Raw genomic sequence first — 15,918 nt, 5'->3', positions numbered from 1 at the left:
TGAGGCATATCTATGAACTTTTCTTATCATCGGTAGCATAGAGAAGATCGTATTAATGCATAGAAATCGGCAGATTAATTACCTCGCTTGGTGTTGCAATCGGTTGGGTAATCTTAACTGTTGAATGAACAAGGGGTCCCGAAGGACCCCTTGGGGTTATAGCAAGCAGCTCAAGTAATTTGGCGTTATCTGACGCAATGATAGATAGTATCTGCAACGCATCTCAATACCGGTAATGGAGCCATATCGGTAGCCATCGTATTCTGGGCAACACCGCTATCAACGCCATAAAAGTCCATAATTTCATGGATTTTGGCAATCTGCTGCGGTGTTACGTTTAATTCACCGAATAGACGGCCCTGAATCGGATTTTCATCACAAGGCACAATCCACAATGCTTGTGTGCCAGCATGGTCACAATCTGAAAAAAGAATATTCAGCTTGTGTTGGCCGGGCAAACTTTGCGCCAGTGTGCGACTCATTAACAAATAGCTGCTGTGTGCTTCGTGTTGATAACGCATAGGTGTTTCCTCATGGTTGGTTTCGTTTGGCTTATATCGATTGCCGTAAGTCGAATGTGTTGCCAAACACCATGTGGATTAAACAGATCCCTGTTTACCTGGAATTATCAACCCAAGTAATTAATAACATTGCTTGAGGTATATTGACAATAGGGTGCTGGGTGAGTCATCACTGGGCTTATACCTGAATGTCCAGTATTTAATTTATCAATAATGTGGAGTGTTCTTGGCATAAGTAACTCGTGAACCCAAACGACGCGAGGTTACTGTTATGACACACCACTATGATGATCACCCCGGACAGGGCGATCACATCATCAATCAAGCTTTGGCCATTCTGGAGAGCCGACAGCGGCATCTGGGCCATGCCTTCACTCAGCCCAAAGCGGCCGCAGACTTCCTTCGGCTCAAGATGGGTGAATACGAGCGGGAAGTGTTCGCCGTCATGCTGCTCGACAATCAGCATCAGCTACTCGATTACCAAGAGCTGTTCTTCGGCACTATCAATGCTGGCACCGTTCACCCCCGTGAGGTGGTCAAGGCGGCTCTCAACAAAAACGCCGCAGCGGTCATTCTGGCCCATAACCATCCCTCTGGTATGGTCGATCCCTCGGATGCCGACAAGGCTGTCACAGCTCGTCTCAAGGAGTTGCTCGAGATGGTTGACGTGCGAGTGCTCGACCACTTTGTGGTGGGACAGCACGACATCGTCTCGTTTGCCGATAGGGGGCTGCTATGACCCCATCCAAACAGCTACAGGCTCTGTTCGACATGATCATCGGCAGCTACCCCGATGCCACTGCCCTGACCCTCAACTTCCGAAGTCCCGATTATTCCGCCGACACTGGTGGTTACCGTCCGGTCGAAATTCGTCTGGAGAAACGGGCTGGGAGTTGGGGGCTCCTCTATGTGACGGAGTTCTGCTATGTCACCGATGAGCTGACTAAGTCGCTGGATTTCGACTTCGCCGCCGGGGTGTTCTACGACCCCTGGTGTGGAGAACGGCCGTTGGCCACAACCATGGACCTCTACCGGCTCTGGGAGAGGAACTTTCTCACCTATTACCGGATGGAGGTTTACCACTTGGATATTTCCCAAGAGTGACTGTTATGAACGACTTCACGAAAGCCCTGCTGCTCGATGCCTTGAAAGCGGCATTGACGGCATTTGCATCGGTCATCGTCAACGCGATGATGGCTCGCTATATGCCACCACACTTCTACAACATGAATGGAGATGAATACCAATGAAGAAGATGATCCTGAGTTCCTTGGCCCTGGCAGTATTGACCAGTGGCACTCTGTTTATTCACCAGCAACGTAAGGTCAAGAAGGCTGAATTGGCTAAGGTATTGCGGATGCCTGGTAGCACAACACATCATTAAGTCGAACCTGCAACCTACATATGTACCATTCAGATCATAACGAGTCTGTTAATTCGTCATGATGGTGCGAGACTACCTGCATGGTACATATGTACCATTCAGGTCATAACGAGTCCGTTGATTCGTTAGGATGGGGTGACGCTACCTGCATGGTACATATGTACCATTCAGATAAAAATGAGTCCCTTTGTCATTAGACTCCTCGGCGAGTAGCTCTAACATATGTAGTAAACAGATATCTCTGGCCCTTGATGGGCACCTAAAAACCCCTGCGGGCCCTCCATCACGGAGCGGCCCGTTTTCATTTGTATCACTGGCACAGGTCAATAGACCAAGCCCGTGTGACGCGAGCGAAAGTGCCACTTTTTGCCAGTCATATGGGTTCCTTTCGACCTTCTGACCGGTCGCGTCAGTGTACCTTGCCCTATTGACCAGGAGGAGACCATGGCACTGGTGGGATATGCACGTGTCAGCACTGTGGGGCAGAGCCTGGATGCCCAGCTTCAGGCACTGGCCGAGTGCAGCAAGATATTTCAGGAGAAGGTGAGCGGGGCCAAGGATGATCGCCCGCAGCTCTCGTTGATGCTGGATTTTGTTCGTGAGGGAGACGTGGTGATGGTGACCAAGCTGGATCGCTTGGCTCGCAACACTCGCCACCTATTGGAGATCTCGGAGTACCTGCACGCTAAGCGGGTTGCTCTGAGGATTTTGAATCTGGGTATCGATACCTCGACACCTACCGGAAAACTGATGTTAACCATGATCGGAGCCATCGCCACGTTTGAGCGGGAGCTGATGCTGGAGCGTCAGGCAGAAGGGATTGAGCTGGCTAGGAGGCGTGGGGTCTACAAGGGCCGCAAACCGACAGCCATGGCCAAGGGAGACGAGGTGCAAGCACTGGCGGCAAGAGGACTCGCCAAGGCCGAAATCGCACGTCGGACGGGGATCAGTCTCTCCAGCGTGCAGCGGATCTTGCGTGGCCTCTCCGGTGAATGAATAGTTTTGACAACAAGGAAAACAACATGGAACAAGAGAAGAAAAAACAAGAGTCCGTCCGGTTCTTCGAGCAGCGGGAAACTGCATCGGCACAGGTCGCGGGCAAATGGGCTCGTTATCGCAATTGGCTAAAGCAATCTGTGCGACTAGAAATTCCGTCCAATTCAAGCGAGGTCAACAACAACCCTTATCTGCGGGGCGGGATCTGCAGTTATAACGCCTATCTCTCGGGCATGCTGAGGGCTCATCTGTGGGGATTGTGGCTGACGGCACTTCTCGTGCTCGCCTGGCAGTTTCTGCTGCCTCGAATGGAGTTAAGCATTAACTACAAAGCAGGGCTATGGCTCATCATGAGCACAGTTGTAGTTGGGACATTACACTGGGCCATTCTGGTCTTTATTGGCTACGAGAAACGCCTCCAGGCAGCCGCACTCACAGACCCACTTAGCCGCATGATTGGTGTGGCGACCGTAGCGATGACAGCAGCAGGGGTGATCCTTGGGTGGTTCATAAGTATTGAGCGGTCAGCATGGTTCACATTATTTGCCGAACATTCGAAAATTAATGCAGAGGTCTATGGGCGGGGCTTTGATGTTAAAGCCAAGACGGCAGAGCAGCTGTCCTCAATGGGTTACGATTCATGGATATTGGCAGGCCAAGTGATGGTCTACGTTGGCTTGGCTCTGCTCTTCTTGATCCCAAGTTACCGCAACAGCGATAACCTTGCAGAGGAGACGAAAGAGGAGATAGAGAAGGTGCAGGGATATCCTACCCAGATCTTGTTATTGTTCCATTTGCTACTGCTGTTTCCGGCAGTGGCGATTCTGGCCTAGTAGACTTGAAGGAGCTCACATCAGAGCTCCTTTTCTTTAGCAGGTATGCAAGGCATCAAGTCGGTAGCGGTGCTTGGCTCGGCAACCACGGCACCATGATTGTATCCTGGTTACACCAGCCATCCGCCTGAATCCGAACTCTCCTGCTCGATAGAACACATGAACGCCAGCCTGTTCTGAACAGTTCGGGCAGCTTTTGAGTTTCTGCCCATTTTGATGGAACACAACAGAATGATTGAGGGGCTGGCCACAAGAGCACTGGTCGGTCATCGATGAACTCACTTACGGCGGTTGTCGGTTTCTTTGGCTACCCCTTTGAAGGGCTCCCCACCTTGTTTCTGCTCGATAAACTTGCCGCTATCCGTATCGCGTTTCGTCCAGTTCCCGTTAACTGGGTTCTGAACTTGGGTACGGTCGTTGACGGAACCTTGTCGATAGCCTTTGCCTGTGTTCGTAGCCATATGTCACCTCGGGTTTAAGTGAGCCCCAAAATTACCATTAGATTTCATTTTGCTCAATATTGGGTTGATTGTTGAGCTGTCGAGGGAGGGGATGGGGTCTGTAATGAGGTGCTTGCAGGGTACGGGGGAGGCGGGTAGGATTGGCCTGTTTGTTACCAATTTAAGCATGTCCACTTGATGTGGATGACCGTACTTCCGGCGGATTCTCGCTTGTTGAGGTTTCAGAACACTGTGATGGCAATCAGTTGCATCCCCAAGTGCCTGATTTATTTGGGCTCGCATTGATAACCCGTCGACCTGGTCAGGACCGGAAGGTAGCAGCCAAGGCGGGGGACTCGAGTGCCGGGATGTGGCTGGTAGGGCCACCACTTGTTTCTGAAATTCAATAAGTTACAGCTAGTACCCATCTTCAGACCGCTTGGTAATCCACTTTGTGTGGATGGATCAGGAGTCTTCTCTATGAATCTCTGGCTCAGTCCTCAAGGTATCTGGTACTACCGCAAGGTGCCCTGGAGTCTGGTGCAAACTTCCCCTTGATCTTCAGGGCAGGCACCTTACGCGAGCATTTTCCCTTCAGTCACTTTCCGTGGCCTCTATTGCCATTTCATCCCCTTTATCCTCACTACTCTACGACCCTTTTTCGAAAGAGAAGTGCTTGCCGTGCGCCAACGCCCAAGCCCGGAAAGCACTCATTCGGTAATCAGTAACCCCGAGCGCTTGTCTGAGGAGGCGCATCAACTACTTGCTGGCTGACGTGCTGGCAACGGCATGCGCAGGGTTATCAGGTCAAGAGTGCTCGCTTCTCTATCAAGCAATCCATCAACGCCCGCATCTTGGCCGGCGTGCGTGCCCGCGATGGCAGACAGAGATAAAGCCTTGGGGAAGAAACGAGCACCCAGCGACCCATCTTCAGGTGCTGGCGTACCCGCAGATCCTGGTATTTGACCAGCCCCACCCCCTGATCGCCTGCAACATGCTGTCGTCGTTGAACATGGCGCTGTCCTTGGGAACGACGTTTTGGATGCGCTGGTTCTCATCGGGTGAGGTGGCGTTATGTCAGTTGCAGTGACCCCGTGCCGGCCCGATGGGCCTGTGCCAATTCATCCATATCGAGCACATAATCGCGCTTTCGATCAGCAGCTGCATACCGTGCCATGGAGGCAGCGTCGATACATACAGCCGCAGGCGTGGGGCCCTTTCGCAAAGGACAGAAACGGATTGTTCCGGCATCCACCGCTGACAGCCATCGGGGCTAGTCACGGAAAAAATGTGGGGCAGGTAGTGCTGTGTTGGCTGCCAGCTGACGTTGCCTAGCCGTGCTGCACGCGCTCGGGGGCATCCTCGGGCGGTGGCAGGGCGCCGTCGGGGGCACGTTGCTGGTCACGACCGGTCTGTACGGTGCGATTGCGTCCCCGTCGCTTGGCTTCATAAAGTGCCTGGTCGGCCTGCTTCAGGACGACGTTGAGATCGTCATCGCTGCCGGGCCAATGGGCGACCCCGAGCGAGATGGTGATGTGGCCGGCGCCGGGCATGGGGTGCGCGGCGACCCGCTGGCGCAGCCGCTCGGCGATCTCGAAGGCGAGAGGGAGCGACAGCCCGGGCAGCAAGATCAGAAATTCTTCACCGCCGCTGCGGCACACGGCATCGGCCTGCCTGGCACCTTGCTGCATCAGGGTGGCGAGGGTGGCCAGCACCTGATCCCCGACATCATGGCCGAAACCGTCGTTGATCTGCTTGAAATGGTCGATATCCAGCGCAATTACGGCGAGGGGTTGATCCAGTGTCTGATAGCTGTCGAGCACCTGCTGCATGCCCCGGCGGTTGAACAGGCCGGTCATGGCGTCGGTATGGCTGTCATTGTGCAACTGGGTGATCCGGGTATTGAGCAGCCCCAGCCCCTTGAGCATGGCCTGCTTGAGCTGCGCCGCCTCGAAGTACCAGGCCCAGATCCTGGCGAGGTTCTTGAGCGATTCTTGCTGATCCATCAGCTTGGCCTTGTGGGCCAGTTGCCACAGCGGCCTGGAGATGAAGATGGCGGAAATCCAGATGAACAGCAGGATCAGCAGGTTGATGGGAATGATCTTGAGCAGCACCCGCATCATCTGCTGATCCAGCCCGGTCAGGGTGGCGGCACGGGGGCGCTGCGCCACCACTCCCCAGTGGGTCTGCCGGATGGGGGCAAAGCCGGCCAGCATCTCGGTGCCCGTCTCGTCGGTCAGCGCGAGCGCCCCCTCTTCGCCGTTCAACACCCGGTCGACCACCCCGTTGTCACGGATTTTTTCACCGACCCTGGCAGAGTCCGGATGATAGATGCGGGTTCTGTTGCGATCGACCACATAGAGGGAGGATCCATCCTGGTAGTAGTGCTGGCCCAGCATGCCGGAGAGCAAATTGGGTGACTGGAGATAGATGGTGCCTGCCACATAGCCGAGATAGTTCTTCTCCTTGTCGAAGATGGGGCTGGAGAGGCTGATGAGATAGTTGCCGGATAGCGAGATAAACGGATCCGTGATCACCGGCCGCCGGGTCTTGATGGCGGCTCTGGAACCGGCGGAGGTGAGCTTGGCGCCCTTGATCTTGAGGGTATCCGGGTAGACGCTCACCACCACGGCGTCGGCATTGACCACGGCCACCGAGTTGAAGGTCGCGGTCTGTTGTTGCAAGCGTCGGACTTCGCCCAGCAGGACGTCGTCATCGGCCATGGCTGGGGCGAGCAGGGTGGCGCTGTAGGCCAGCTGGCTCTGGCTGGACTGGATCATGGTATTGGTCATGTCGGCCAGCTTGGCGGCGTAGACGCGGTTGGCATCCAGGGTATTGGAGATCAACAGCTCCCGCTGCGCCTCGTAGGTGGCATAAAAACTGTTGCTCAGGGTCGCCGACGCCGACGACGGCCAGCGCCAGGATCAGACGACGCAGATCAATTTTCAATAACCGGTGAAGCAGCATGGCAGTGTGGCGTCCGCGATGAGGGTGAGTGGTCGTAAAGTGATTGATTCTAATGGAGCCAACTGCCGAAAAGCTATCACTATCCAGCCTCCTGGTTCACCATAATGGCTTGATCGGCAAAGGAATGTCAGCGCTATCACCAAGCGGCAGCCTGCCAGGCGGGAAGAGAGAAGCGCCGAGCAGGCTCATGGCTGCTCTGAAAAAGGCCCTGCTTGCAGCGCGGGAGCCGGCTCACTCAGGTCGGCGACAATCTGCCAGAAGGCGTCGATGAGCGGGCCCTTGCTGTGGGGCGGGCGGATGAGGCCGATGATCCAGCTCGCCTCGGTATCACGCAGCGGCAGGGTCAGCACATCCGGGTGCTCTATGGTGGTGGAGGAGGGCACCAGGGTCCAGGCGATGTCGGCGGCGGCGGTGGCAACGCCGGCGGCGAAGTCGTTGACGTACTGGATATCGCGAAAGCGCAGCCCGCTCTGGGCCAGATAGTTCATCAGGTGATCATAAAACGAGGGGGCCTTGTCCCGGCGCAAGATAGCCAGCGGCTTGTCCACCAGATCCGCCAGTTCCCCCACACCGGCGTAGCTGGCCGGCAGCACGGCGACAAAGTGCGCCCGCACCACCGGCAGACAGTGCCACCCCTTGGGGGCAGGCAGGCGGCAAAAACCCAGATCCAGCTTGCCCTCGCTCAGGGCCAGCAGTTGGTGGTGAGTAGAGAGATCGTTGAGCTCTATGGTGACCTGTGGGCGTTCGGTGCGAAAACGGGCGATGGCGGCGGGCACCAGGATCTTGGTGGCAACTCCGAAGCCGATGCGCAGGGTGCCGCTGTTGCCCGCCAGCACGTCACGGGCGGTGCGACCGAGTTGCTCGCTGGCCGCCACCAAGGCGCTGGCATCCTGGTAAAGGGCCCGCCCCAGTACGGTGAGGCGGGTACTGCTGGCATTGCGCTCGAACAGTTCGCCGCCCAGCGCCTCTTCCAGCCGCCGTATTTGTTTGCTCAGGGCCGACTGGGTGACGTGCTGGCGCACCGCTGCCTGACCGAAGTGCAGCACTTCTCCCAGGGTGACGAAGGCTTTCAGATCCCGTAACTCCATCCCGGCTCCCATGATTCCTTTTTGGAATGTTGAATGGTTTGATTTGTCATTGGACGGAATTTTATAACTGTTCGATGCTTATGCCAATTCCATTGGGCGCCGCCAGTCGGCGCGATAAAGGTGGCAGGTGCCACCGCCGCAGAAGGAGCAACCCCAGATGCATCACCACAAATTCAACGACTTCCCCGCCGATTTTCTGTGGGGCGCCGCCTCCGCCGCCTACCAGGTGGAAGGGGCCTGGAACGCCGATGGCAAGGGCCCCTCGGTGTGGGATCTGTTCACCAAGCTGCCGGGCAAGACCTTTGAGGGCAGCAACGGCGACGTGGCGGTGGATCACTATCACCGCATGGAGGAGGACGTGGCGCTGATGGCGGAAATGGGGCTCAAGGCCTACCGCTTCTCGGTGAGCTGGCCACGCATCTACCCGACCGGTCGCGGTGAGGTGAACGAGGCGGGGCTGGCCTTCTATGAGAAACTCATCGACACCCTGCTGGCGCATCAGATAGAGCCGGTGCTCACCCTCTATCACTGGGATCTGCCCCAGGCGCTGCAGGATGAATACGGCGGCTGGGAAGACCGACGCATCATCGAGGATTTCGAGCGCTACTGCGTGACCCTGTATCAGCGCTTTGCCGGCAAGGTGAAGTACTGGGTGTCGCTCAACGAGCAGAACTACAACCTGACCAACGCCTATCAGCTCGGCACTCACCCGCCCGCAGTGCAGGACCGCAAGCGCTTCTTTGCTGCCAACCACATCGCGTTTCTGGCCAATGCCCGGGTCATCAAGACGTTCCGCCAGCACGTTCCGGGTGGCCTCATCGGCCCAAGCTTTGCTTACTCGCCCGCCTATCCGGCGTCGTGCGATCCCAAAGACATGCTGGCGTTTGAAAACGCCGAGGAGTTCACCAACCTCTGGTGGCTCGACGCCTACTGCTTCGGCCGCTATCCGCAGGCGGCGCTTGCCTACCTGCGGGAAAACGGCGAGGCGCCCGACATCCTGCCGGGCGATTTGGAGCTGCTGCGCGAAGGCACACCCGACTACATCGGCGTCAACTACTACTACACCCTGACTTTCACCGACAATCCGCTCGGTGGCCAGACCCTGCAGCGTATCAACACCACGGGGCAGAAGGGCACCACCCCTTCGAGCGGCATTCCCGGCCTCTACAAGACGACCCCCAACCCGCACCTTGAGACCAGCAACTGGGACTGGGCCATCGACCCGACCGGGATGCGCATCGCCCTGCGCCGGCTCTCTTCCCGCTACGGTCTGCCGCTGATGATCACCGAGAACGGCCTCGGCGAGTTCGACAAGCTGGCAGCGGGAGATCGGGTACACGACGACTACCGCATCGACTATCTGCGCAGCCACGTCAAGGCGTGCCAGGAGGCGCTGCAGGACGGGGTGGAACTGCTCGGCTATTGCGCCTGGTCGTTCACCGACATTCTGAGCTGGCTCAACGGCTACCAGAAGCGCTACGGCTTCGTCTTTGTGGAGCGTGACGAGCAGGGCGGCTCCCTGCGCCGGCTCAAGAAGGACAGCTTCTACTGGTACCAGACGGTAATAAGCTCGGGCGGCAAAACGCTCTAAGCAAATCGAGCAGAAGTACTTTGACAGGCTCCGCCCACCGGCGGGGCCTGTTGTTTTTGGTGGGAAGGATACGGTGAGACGAAAGAGGGGGGCCGCAATGGGATGTGGGGTCAGTGATAGCTGACGTCCACGCTCTCTTCCGTGTTGTGGGCCAGATGGGTCATGGCATAGATGAAGAATTCGGCAGGGGAGAGCGGCTTGGAGTAGTAGTAGCCCTGGATCTCGTCCACCCCGATATGGGCCAGCTGCTGCAGTTCATGCAGGCTCTCCACCCCCTCGGCCACCACTACCAGCCCCAGCTGATGGGATAGCTTGGTGATGGACTCGACGAACATGAATTGCCGCGGGTCGGTCTCGATGTTGCTGACGAAGGACTTGTCAATCTTGAGCTTGTCAAAGCTCAGAGACATCAGATAGGAGAAGGAGGACCAGCCGGTGCCGAAATCATCCAGTGCGATGCGCACGTGGATGTGTTTGAGCTCCTTGAAGATGCGCTGGCTGAGCGGCAGATCGTCGAGGGCTATGGTCTCGGTCAACTCCAGAATGAGCTGTTCGGCGCGCAGCGGGCTCTGTTGCAGCATCTCGTTGACCTGGTGGAACAGGGCCGGGGTGAACATGGAGTTGGAGAGGTTGATGGCCAGCTCCAGCTTGTCCACGAAGCTGGCCGGCAGCTGCGACATGTCGTGGTTGACCCGGCTGAAGATCCATTTGCCGAGCAGCTCGCCGAGGCCGTTCTCCTCCGCCATGGCGATGATGTCCAGCGGGTTGATGAAGCCGTATTCGGGGTGGTGCCAGCGGATCAGCACCTCGGCCCCCATGTTGTAGGCATTGCCGGGTTTTATCACCGGCTGATAGTGCAGATAGAGGGTGCTGTTGGAGATGATATTCAGATGTTCACGCAGTTCGGCGGCTAGTTTCCGGTTGCGGCTGTAGTGCTCGAACATCCGGTGGTTGAACACTTGCAGGTGGTTCTCCTTGAGCTTTTTGGCATTGGCGAGGGCAATGTCGGCGAACAGGATCAGCTCCTCGATCTTGTGGGCCGTGATGGGGTGCTGGCTTATTCCCATGCTGACGCGCACCCGATGCGCCGGATCAGCCTGAAAGACGGTGGGCCTCAATTCATCCAGCAGCCGGACAAGATAGGGAACACGGTGCTCGATGGGCATGGCGCCATAGATGAAGAGGGCAAATTCATCGCCGCCCATGCGGGCGATGAAGGCCTGGTCATGGGCATACTCTCTGATCTGGTTGGCCACCATGGTGAGCAGTTCATCCCCGGCGGCATAGCCCAGGCTGTCGTTGACCTCCTTGAAGTTGTTCAACTCGACCAGGCAGATGGTCAGGGTACAGTCGGCAGGCTGTTTGCCCTTAGCCAGCCGCTCCAGTCGGGTCATGAAGGCGGCCCGGTTGGGCAGCAGGGTCAGCGGGTCGTTCCAGGCCAGGAAGTATTGCAGCTTCATCTCCCGGGAGACCACGAACAGGATGAGCAGGCCGATGGCCAGCAGAGCGACCAGTACCAGTACGTGCCCTTCCTTGGACTGCTGCAGCTCCTGACGCTGCTTGATGGCGGAGGGGCCGGTGAAGTTCATCACCATCAGATCCCGGATGGAAGGCAGCAGCTTGTTCATTCTGCCTTCCATCTCGGCCAGCCGGGCTGAATCGGGGGTGGGGTTGACCACGTCCTGCTCATACTCCTTGAGCACCTCAAAGAAGGCGCTGACTCTCTCGCTGGCCTGGTAGCGGGAACGAATAAGCGCGGTCTCTTGTCCGGTCAAGAAGATGTCCAGCCGGTTCCAGGCGATGTCATAGGCCTTGTTCAACTGCCCGGCATCGGTCTGGCCGCTGCGATACAGCGACAGCTGCTCGTCAAAACCGTGCAGCTCCAGTTCCAGCTGGGCCAGAGACCAAGCGGAGAGCTGGTTGTATTTGACCATGTCATTGAAGGTGCGATCGTAATTGAAGAGTGACCAGATGGTCACCCCCAGAAAGGAGACCATGATAAAGGCAAGGGAGAGGAACTTGCCCTTGATCATCGTTACATCCCTTCAAGCTTGAGAACTTGCCACACCATCAGGCTGTGATATTGCTCTATATTGAGCTCGGGGTGGTCCGACAGGGGGTAGATGACCCAGACTGGGCCCTTGTTGCGCAGGGTCAGTGCCTTGCCATCTTCCTCGATGGCCAGCAGCACGGGGTATTTCTCGACATCTTGCCGCGGGATCACCGCAAAGTAGTCGTTCTGGGCCATCACTTTTATCTTGTCGGCAGTGACGCCGAGGGTATCGAGCACCGTCTTGAGCAAGACGCCGCGATAGACATGGGAGCCCTTGGTCCAGGGAGTGGTAGTGGTGACGCTGGCTTGCGGCAGCGCCTGCAGCTGGGCGCGGCTGTACTCCATCTTGCCGGCGTTGTTGCAGCAACCCTTGGCGGCGACGCTGAGGATGACCTCATCGGCACTGTAGGCCTGACCGCAGAAGAGTAAAGACAAGAGGTAAAACAGGGGTAAGGTTAGCGCTTTCATGGTTGGTTCCTTATGGGCAACTTATTGATATCCAGCCTGTTGAGGCCGTTTCGCTCTAACCATAGACCATTTCCGAATGACTATTGATGATGGTTTCAGGTAACCACAAGGCCTCATTTTCTTCACATCCATTACACAACCGGCACGTGCCTTGCCAAATTGATCCAACTCATCTTTTTATCAATTAGATGAGGGGTATCTGGGTGAGGCTACCACCAGAGTTCATATTCTGATTTAAATTCAATGTGTTTACCCGGCCCCAGACACGGGATGTTTCACGTTGGCAGATGTGGACACGCATCATGAACAGCAACACCCCATACACCCGCAGCGGTGAGCACGTTTCCCAGCAGGTTGATTTGCGCCAGGTGGTATACGCCTTGTCGGCGTCGCTGGATCTGGTCGGCATCGGTGATGTGGCGCACGGCAAGCGGGTCGGCATCATGGCCGCCGAGTGCGGCAAGGCGCTGGGAGCAAATGCCAGCGAGCGAGCCTGCCTGTTCGAACTGGGGGTGCTGCACGATATCGGCGTCTCCTCCACCTTCATCCACTGCCATCTGGTCAGCGAGTTTGACTGGGAGTCCTCCCAGTTCCACTGCGAGGTCGGTCATGACCTGCTCAAGGACTTTCCGCCGCTGGCGCCGCTGGCGGAACCCATCCGTTATCACCACACCCACTGGCACCGGTTGGTACAACCCCCTGGCCTGGCGGCGGGCGTGATGCGCCAAGCCAATCTTATTTTTCTGGTGGACCGGGTGGATGCCCTGGCGGCACCTCACTACGGTGACGGCTCCCTGTTGATGCACACCCACGAGATCAGGCAACGAATCGAGGCGTGCGCCGGCGAGTTTTTCGATCCCGAGCTGGTGGCGGCCTTCCTCTTGGCATCCCGCTCGGAGGCGTTCTGGCTGCAACTGGAGGGGCGTGCCATCAGCGACTACATGCACGACATGTTGAGCGAGCGGGAACCCTGTCTCACCAGCAACGGCGAGCTCAAGCAGCTGGCGCGGATCTTCTCGGCCATCGTCGATGCCAAGAGTCCCTTCACCGTGGCCCACTCCCTTGGCGTGGCCAGACTGGCCCGGCTGCTGGCCGAGCTGATGGGCATTGAAGAGGGGCACTGCGAGCAGCTGGAGATTGCCGGGTTGCTGCACGATCTCGGCAAGCTGCGGGTGCCTGACGAAATCCTCGACAAGGCGGGGTCACTCGATGAGCGGGAGCGGGCCATCATCAATACCCACAGTTTCGAGACCTACCAGATCCTGCGCCACATCGACGGCTTCGAGGCCATCGCCCTGTGGGCCTCCTATCACCATGAAGAGCCCAATGGCTGCGGTTACCCTTTCCACCTGACCGCCGAGGCGATGCCGCTGGAGGCGAGGATCCTGCGGGTGGCCGACATCTTCCAGGCCATGGTGCAGAACAGACCTTACCGGGAGGGGTTGAGCGCCGGGCAGGCACTCGGCTTTTTGCAGCAACTGGCCAGCCAGCGCCGGGTCGATGTGGAAGTGGTTGCGACCCTGGCCGCCCATCTGCCGCAGGCGCTGTGTGCCGCCTGCGGGCAGGTGCCTGACGTCAGCTCAAGCCACTGACGGGCTGCCCCTGTTGGTAGCGCCGTATCCTCTGCGGGGACAGGTCTAGAGGAACATGCCGCCCGAGGCTTCGATGCGCTGGGCATTGATCCAACGGCTGTCAGGGGAGAGCAGGGCGGCAATCACGCCGCCGATGTCTTCCGGCTGGCCCACCCGTCCCAAGGCGGTCTGACTGGCGATGAAGTCGTTGACGGCCTGATTGTCCCGCACCACCCCCCGCCAAAGTCGGTTTCAATGGCCCCCGGCGCCACCACGTTGACGGCGATGCCGCGCGGCCCCAGCTCCTTGGCCAAATAGCGGGTCAGCACTTCGACACCCCCCTTCATGGCCGCATAGGCGGCATAACCGGGCAGTGCAAAGCGGGTGAGCCCGCTCGACAGGTTGAGGATGCGCCCGCCATCGCGGATTAGCGGCAGCAACTGTTGCGTCAGAAAAAACACCCCCTTCAGGTGAATGTTGAACAGGGTATCGAACTGCTGTTCGGTGGTCTGCTCTATGGTGGCGTGAATGCCGATGCCGGCGTTGTTGACCAGAAAGTCGATCTGCTGGCGCTGCCATGCGCTCAGCAGCTCCTGTACCTGGCGGGCGAAGGCGGCAAAGCTGCTGCTGTCGGCCACATCGAGGGGTAGGGCGTGGGCCTGGACGCCGAGTGCGGTCGCCTCGGCCACCACGGCCGCCGCTTCATCGGCCTGACTGCGATAGGTGATGATGAGATCGACGCCGCGGGCGGCGAGGGCCAGCGCCGCCTGTTTGCCAAGGCCGCGGCTGGCGCCGGTGATGAGTGCGATGGGGTGGGCCATGTGAGGACTCCTGTCTGTGGGTAATGCGCTCGGGATGAGCCGGTGTGATCACTCTATTGTCCGTTGTTGATTGGATAAATAAGGTGATAATGAATGCACTGTTCCAATTGGCGAGACAATGGCGGCATGGATCAACTGGATGCGATGAGGATGTTTGTGCGGGTGGCGGAGCTGGAGAGCTTTACCCGCAGTGCCGAACAGCTAGGAGTCCCCAAGGCGACGTTCTCGGCGACCATTCGGCGACTGGAGGAGCAGATGGGCACCCGCTTGCTGCAACGCACCACCCGGCGGGTGCAGCTGACCCCGGATGGCAAGCTCTGTTACGCCCGCTGCCAGGATCTGCTGGCGGACATGGAGGAGTTCAACGCGCTGTTTCGCCAGCAGGGGCAGCTGAGCGGCCAGCTGCGGGTGGACATGCCGAGCCGGATGGCCCACCATCTGGTGATCCCGGCGCTGCCCGCCTGGCTTGCGGCCCACCCCGACCTGCAACTGCTGCTGAGCAGTACGGACCGGCGGGTCGATCTGGTGCGGGAGGGCTTTGACTGCGTGATCCGGGTCGGGGCACTCGAGCCCTCCAGTCTGGTGGCGCGCCCCCTCGGCCACTACCGTCAGATCAACTGTGCCAGTGCTGGCTACCTGGCCCGCCATGGAACACCGCACAGCCTGAGCGAGCTGAGCGATCATCGGCTGGTGCACTACGGCGGTGGCAGCGGACCCAGGGAGAGCGGTTTCGAGTATCTGCAGGCGGATGGCTCTCGCGCCGTGCTGGCGATGAGCGGGGCGCTCACGGTGAACGACAGCGAATCCTATCTGGCGGCGGCGCTGGCCGGGCTTGGCATCATCCAGCTGCCGCGGGTCGGGGTGGAGCCACTGCTGGCCAGCGGCGAGCTGGTGGCCATCCTGCCAAAGTGGCAGCCACCGCCGCTGCCCATTCACGCCCTCTATGCCCATCGCCGTCAGCTGGCTCCCCGGGTGCAGGCGTTCATCCTGTGGTTGAGCGGCATTCTGGCGTCGGCGCTGGAGCCTGACGGACTGCGCGATGGCGGGCAGCCAAGCATCGGGAGCGACGCGGCCGATTGACTCGTTGACATTACTCTCATCGGCGGCCGGCACTGCGGGCCTCTCTATGGTTGCCATCGACAATCCCGGTTTGGCGCAAGGGGCGGGCTTGGGCATAATGACGCC

General features: G+C 58.3%; 14 protein-coding genes, 1 other RNA gene and 2 pseudogenes. 10 read left to right on the top strand and 7 right to left on the bottom strand.

Annotation, left to right across the window (positions count from 1 at the left end):
- Positions 1-185 precede the first annotated feature (185 nt).
- Entirely contained in the window at positions 186-521 is a 336-nt protein-coding gene (locus E5E96_RS19345) for a hypothetical protein (protein WP_171282878.1), read from the bottom strand.
- Positions 522-792: 271 nt separating this feature from the next.
- Here E5E96_RS19345 and radC point away from each other — a divergent pair, with 271 nt between their 5' ends.
- From radC to E5E96_RS19320, 5 genes are all read left to right on the top strand, one after another.
- Complete coding sequence (radC, locus tag E5E96_RS19340; protein ID WP_171282877.1) at positions 793-1,260, top strand: DNA repair protein RadC; 468 nt, start codon at positions 793-795, stop codon at positions 1,258-1,260.
- A complete protein-coding gene (locus E5E96_RS19335; RefSeq protein ID WP_171282876.1) occupies positions 1,257-1,625 on the top strand; it encodes a DUF2787 family protein in 369 nt (122 codons plus the stop codon). Before radC ends, E5E96_RS19335 begins: the two co-directional genes overlap by 4 nt.
- A gap of 5 nt (positions 1,626-1,630) precedes the next feature.
- Positions 1,631-1,771 (top strand): hypothetical protein, encoded by a 141-nt coding sequence (locus tag E5E96_RS19330; protein ID WP_164470740.1) that lies wholly within the window; start codon positions 1,631-1,633, stop codon positions 1,769-1,771.
- A 578-nt stretch (positions 1,772-2,349) separates the two neighbouring features.
- The gene (locus E5E96_RS19325; RefSeq protein ID WP_042650354.1) at positions 2,350-2,901 is read left to right on the top strand and encodes a recombinase family protein; all 552 of its coding nucleotides are present in this window, start codon (positions 2,350-2,352) and stop codon (positions 2,899-2,901) included.
- A 26-nt stretch (positions 2,902-2,927) separates the two neighbouring features.
- The gene (locus tag E5E96_RS19320; protein ID WP_171282875.1) at positions 2,928-3,734 is read left to right on the top strand and encodes a hypothetical protein; all 807 of its coding nucleotides are present in this window, start codon (positions 2,928-2,930) and stop codon (positions 3,732-3,734) included.
- 278 nt (positions 3,735-4,012) lie between these two features.
- Here the strand turns inward: E5E96_RS19320 and E5E96_RS19315 are convergent, their stop codons facing one another.
- Positions 4,013-4,195, bottom strand: a complete 183-nt coding sequence (locus E5E96_RS19315) for a hypothetical protein (protein ID WP_021230269.1) — start codon at positions 4,193-4,195, stop codon at positions 4,013-4,015.
- Between the two features lie 268 nt (positions 4,196-4,463).
- Between E5E96_RS19315 and ffs the strand changes: the two genes are divergently transcribed.
- An RNA gene (gene ffs / locus E5E96_RS19310) (signal recognition particle sRNA small type) lies at positions 4,464-4,557 on the top strand.
- Between the two features lie 766 nt (positions 4,558-5,323).
- A pseudogene (locus E5E96_RS22630) lies at positions 5,324-5,491 on the top strand (aldo/keto reductase); the annotation flags it as partial.
- Positions 5,492-5,505: 14 nt separating this feature from the next.
- On the opposite strand, the gene E5E96_RS19305 reads toward E5E96_RS22630, so the two are convergent.
- Positions 5,506-7,020, bottom strand: coding sequence for a sensor domain-containing diguanylate cyclase (locus tag E5E96_RS19305; RefSeq protein ID WP_253264666.1), 1,515 nt, complete (start codon positions 7,018-7,020; stop codon positions 5,506-5,508).
- A 306-nt stretch (positions 7,021-7,326) separates the two neighbouring features.
- A complete protein-coding gene (locus E5E96_RS19300) occupies positions 7,327-8,229 on the bottom strand; it encodes a LysR family transcriptional regulator (RefSeq protein ID WP_171282874.1) in 903 nt (300 codons plus the stop codon).
- Between the two features lie 157 nt (positions 8,230-8,386).
- On the opposite strand from E5E96_RS19300, the gene E5E96_RS19295 reads away from it, so the two are divergent.
- The gene (locus E5E96_RS19295; RefSeq protein WP_171282873.1) at positions 8,387-9,820 is read left to right on the top strand and encodes a glycoside hydrolase family 1 protein; all 1,434 of its coding nucleotides are present in this window, start codon (positions 8,387-8,389) and stop codon (positions 9,818-9,820) included.
- A 110-nt stretch (positions 9,821-9,930) separates the two neighbouring features.
- Here the strand turns inward: E5E96_RS19295 and E5E96_RS19290 are convergent, their stop codons facing one another.
- On the bottom strand, positions 9,931-11,853 hold the full coding sequence (locus E5E96_RS19290) for a bifunctional diguanylate cyclase/phosphodiesterase (protein ID WP_171282872.1): 1,923 nt from the start codon (positions 11,851-11,853) through the stop codon (positions 9,931-9,933).
- 2 nt (positions 11,854-11,855) lie between these two features.
- Positions 11,856-12,341 carry a molybdopterin-dependent oxidoreductase gene (locus E5E96_RS19285; protein ID WP_024945295.1) on the bottom strand — a complete coding sequence of 162 codons (486 nt, stop codon included), beginning with the start codon at positions 12,339-12,341 and terminating at the stop codon, positions 11,856-11,858.
- A gap of 302 nt (positions 12,342-12,643) precedes the next feature.
- On the opposite strand from E5E96_RS19285, the gene E5E96_RS19280 reads away from it, so the two are divergent.
- A complete protein-coding gene (locus tag E5E96_RS19280; RefSeq protein ID WP_171282871.1) occupies positions 12,644-13,933 on the top strand; it encodes an HD-GYP domain-containing protein in 1,290 nt (429 codons plus the stop codon).
- Positions 13,934-13,978: 45 nt separating this feature from the next.
- On the opposite strand, the pseudogene E5E96_RS19275 reads toward E5E96_RS19280, so the two are convergent.
- Positions 13,979-14,733: pseudogene (locus tag E5E96_RS19275) on the bottom strand (SDR family NAD(P)-dependent oxidoreductase).
- 126 nt (positions 14,734-14,859) lie between these two features.
- Between E5E96_RS19275 and E5E96_RS19270 the strand changes: the two are divergent.
- The gene (locus E5E96_RS19270) at positions 14,860-15,813 is read left to right on the top strand and encodes a LysR family transcriptional regulator (protein ID WP_171283259.1); all 954 of its coding nucleotides are present in this window, start codon (positions 14,860-14,862) and stop codon (positions 15,811-15,813) included.
- The last annotated feature ends 105 nt before the right edge of the window (positions 15,814-15,918 follow it).

Origin of the sequence: Aeromonas sp. 1805, from assembly GCF_013085525.1 — a bacterium.
GTDB lineage: Bacteria > Pseudomonadota > Gammaproteobacteria > Enterobacterales > Aeromonadaceae > Aeromonas > Aeromonas hydrophila.
Note: the sequence above shows the minus strand (reverse complement) of the source record. Positions and strands in the feature narration are given on the sequence as shown.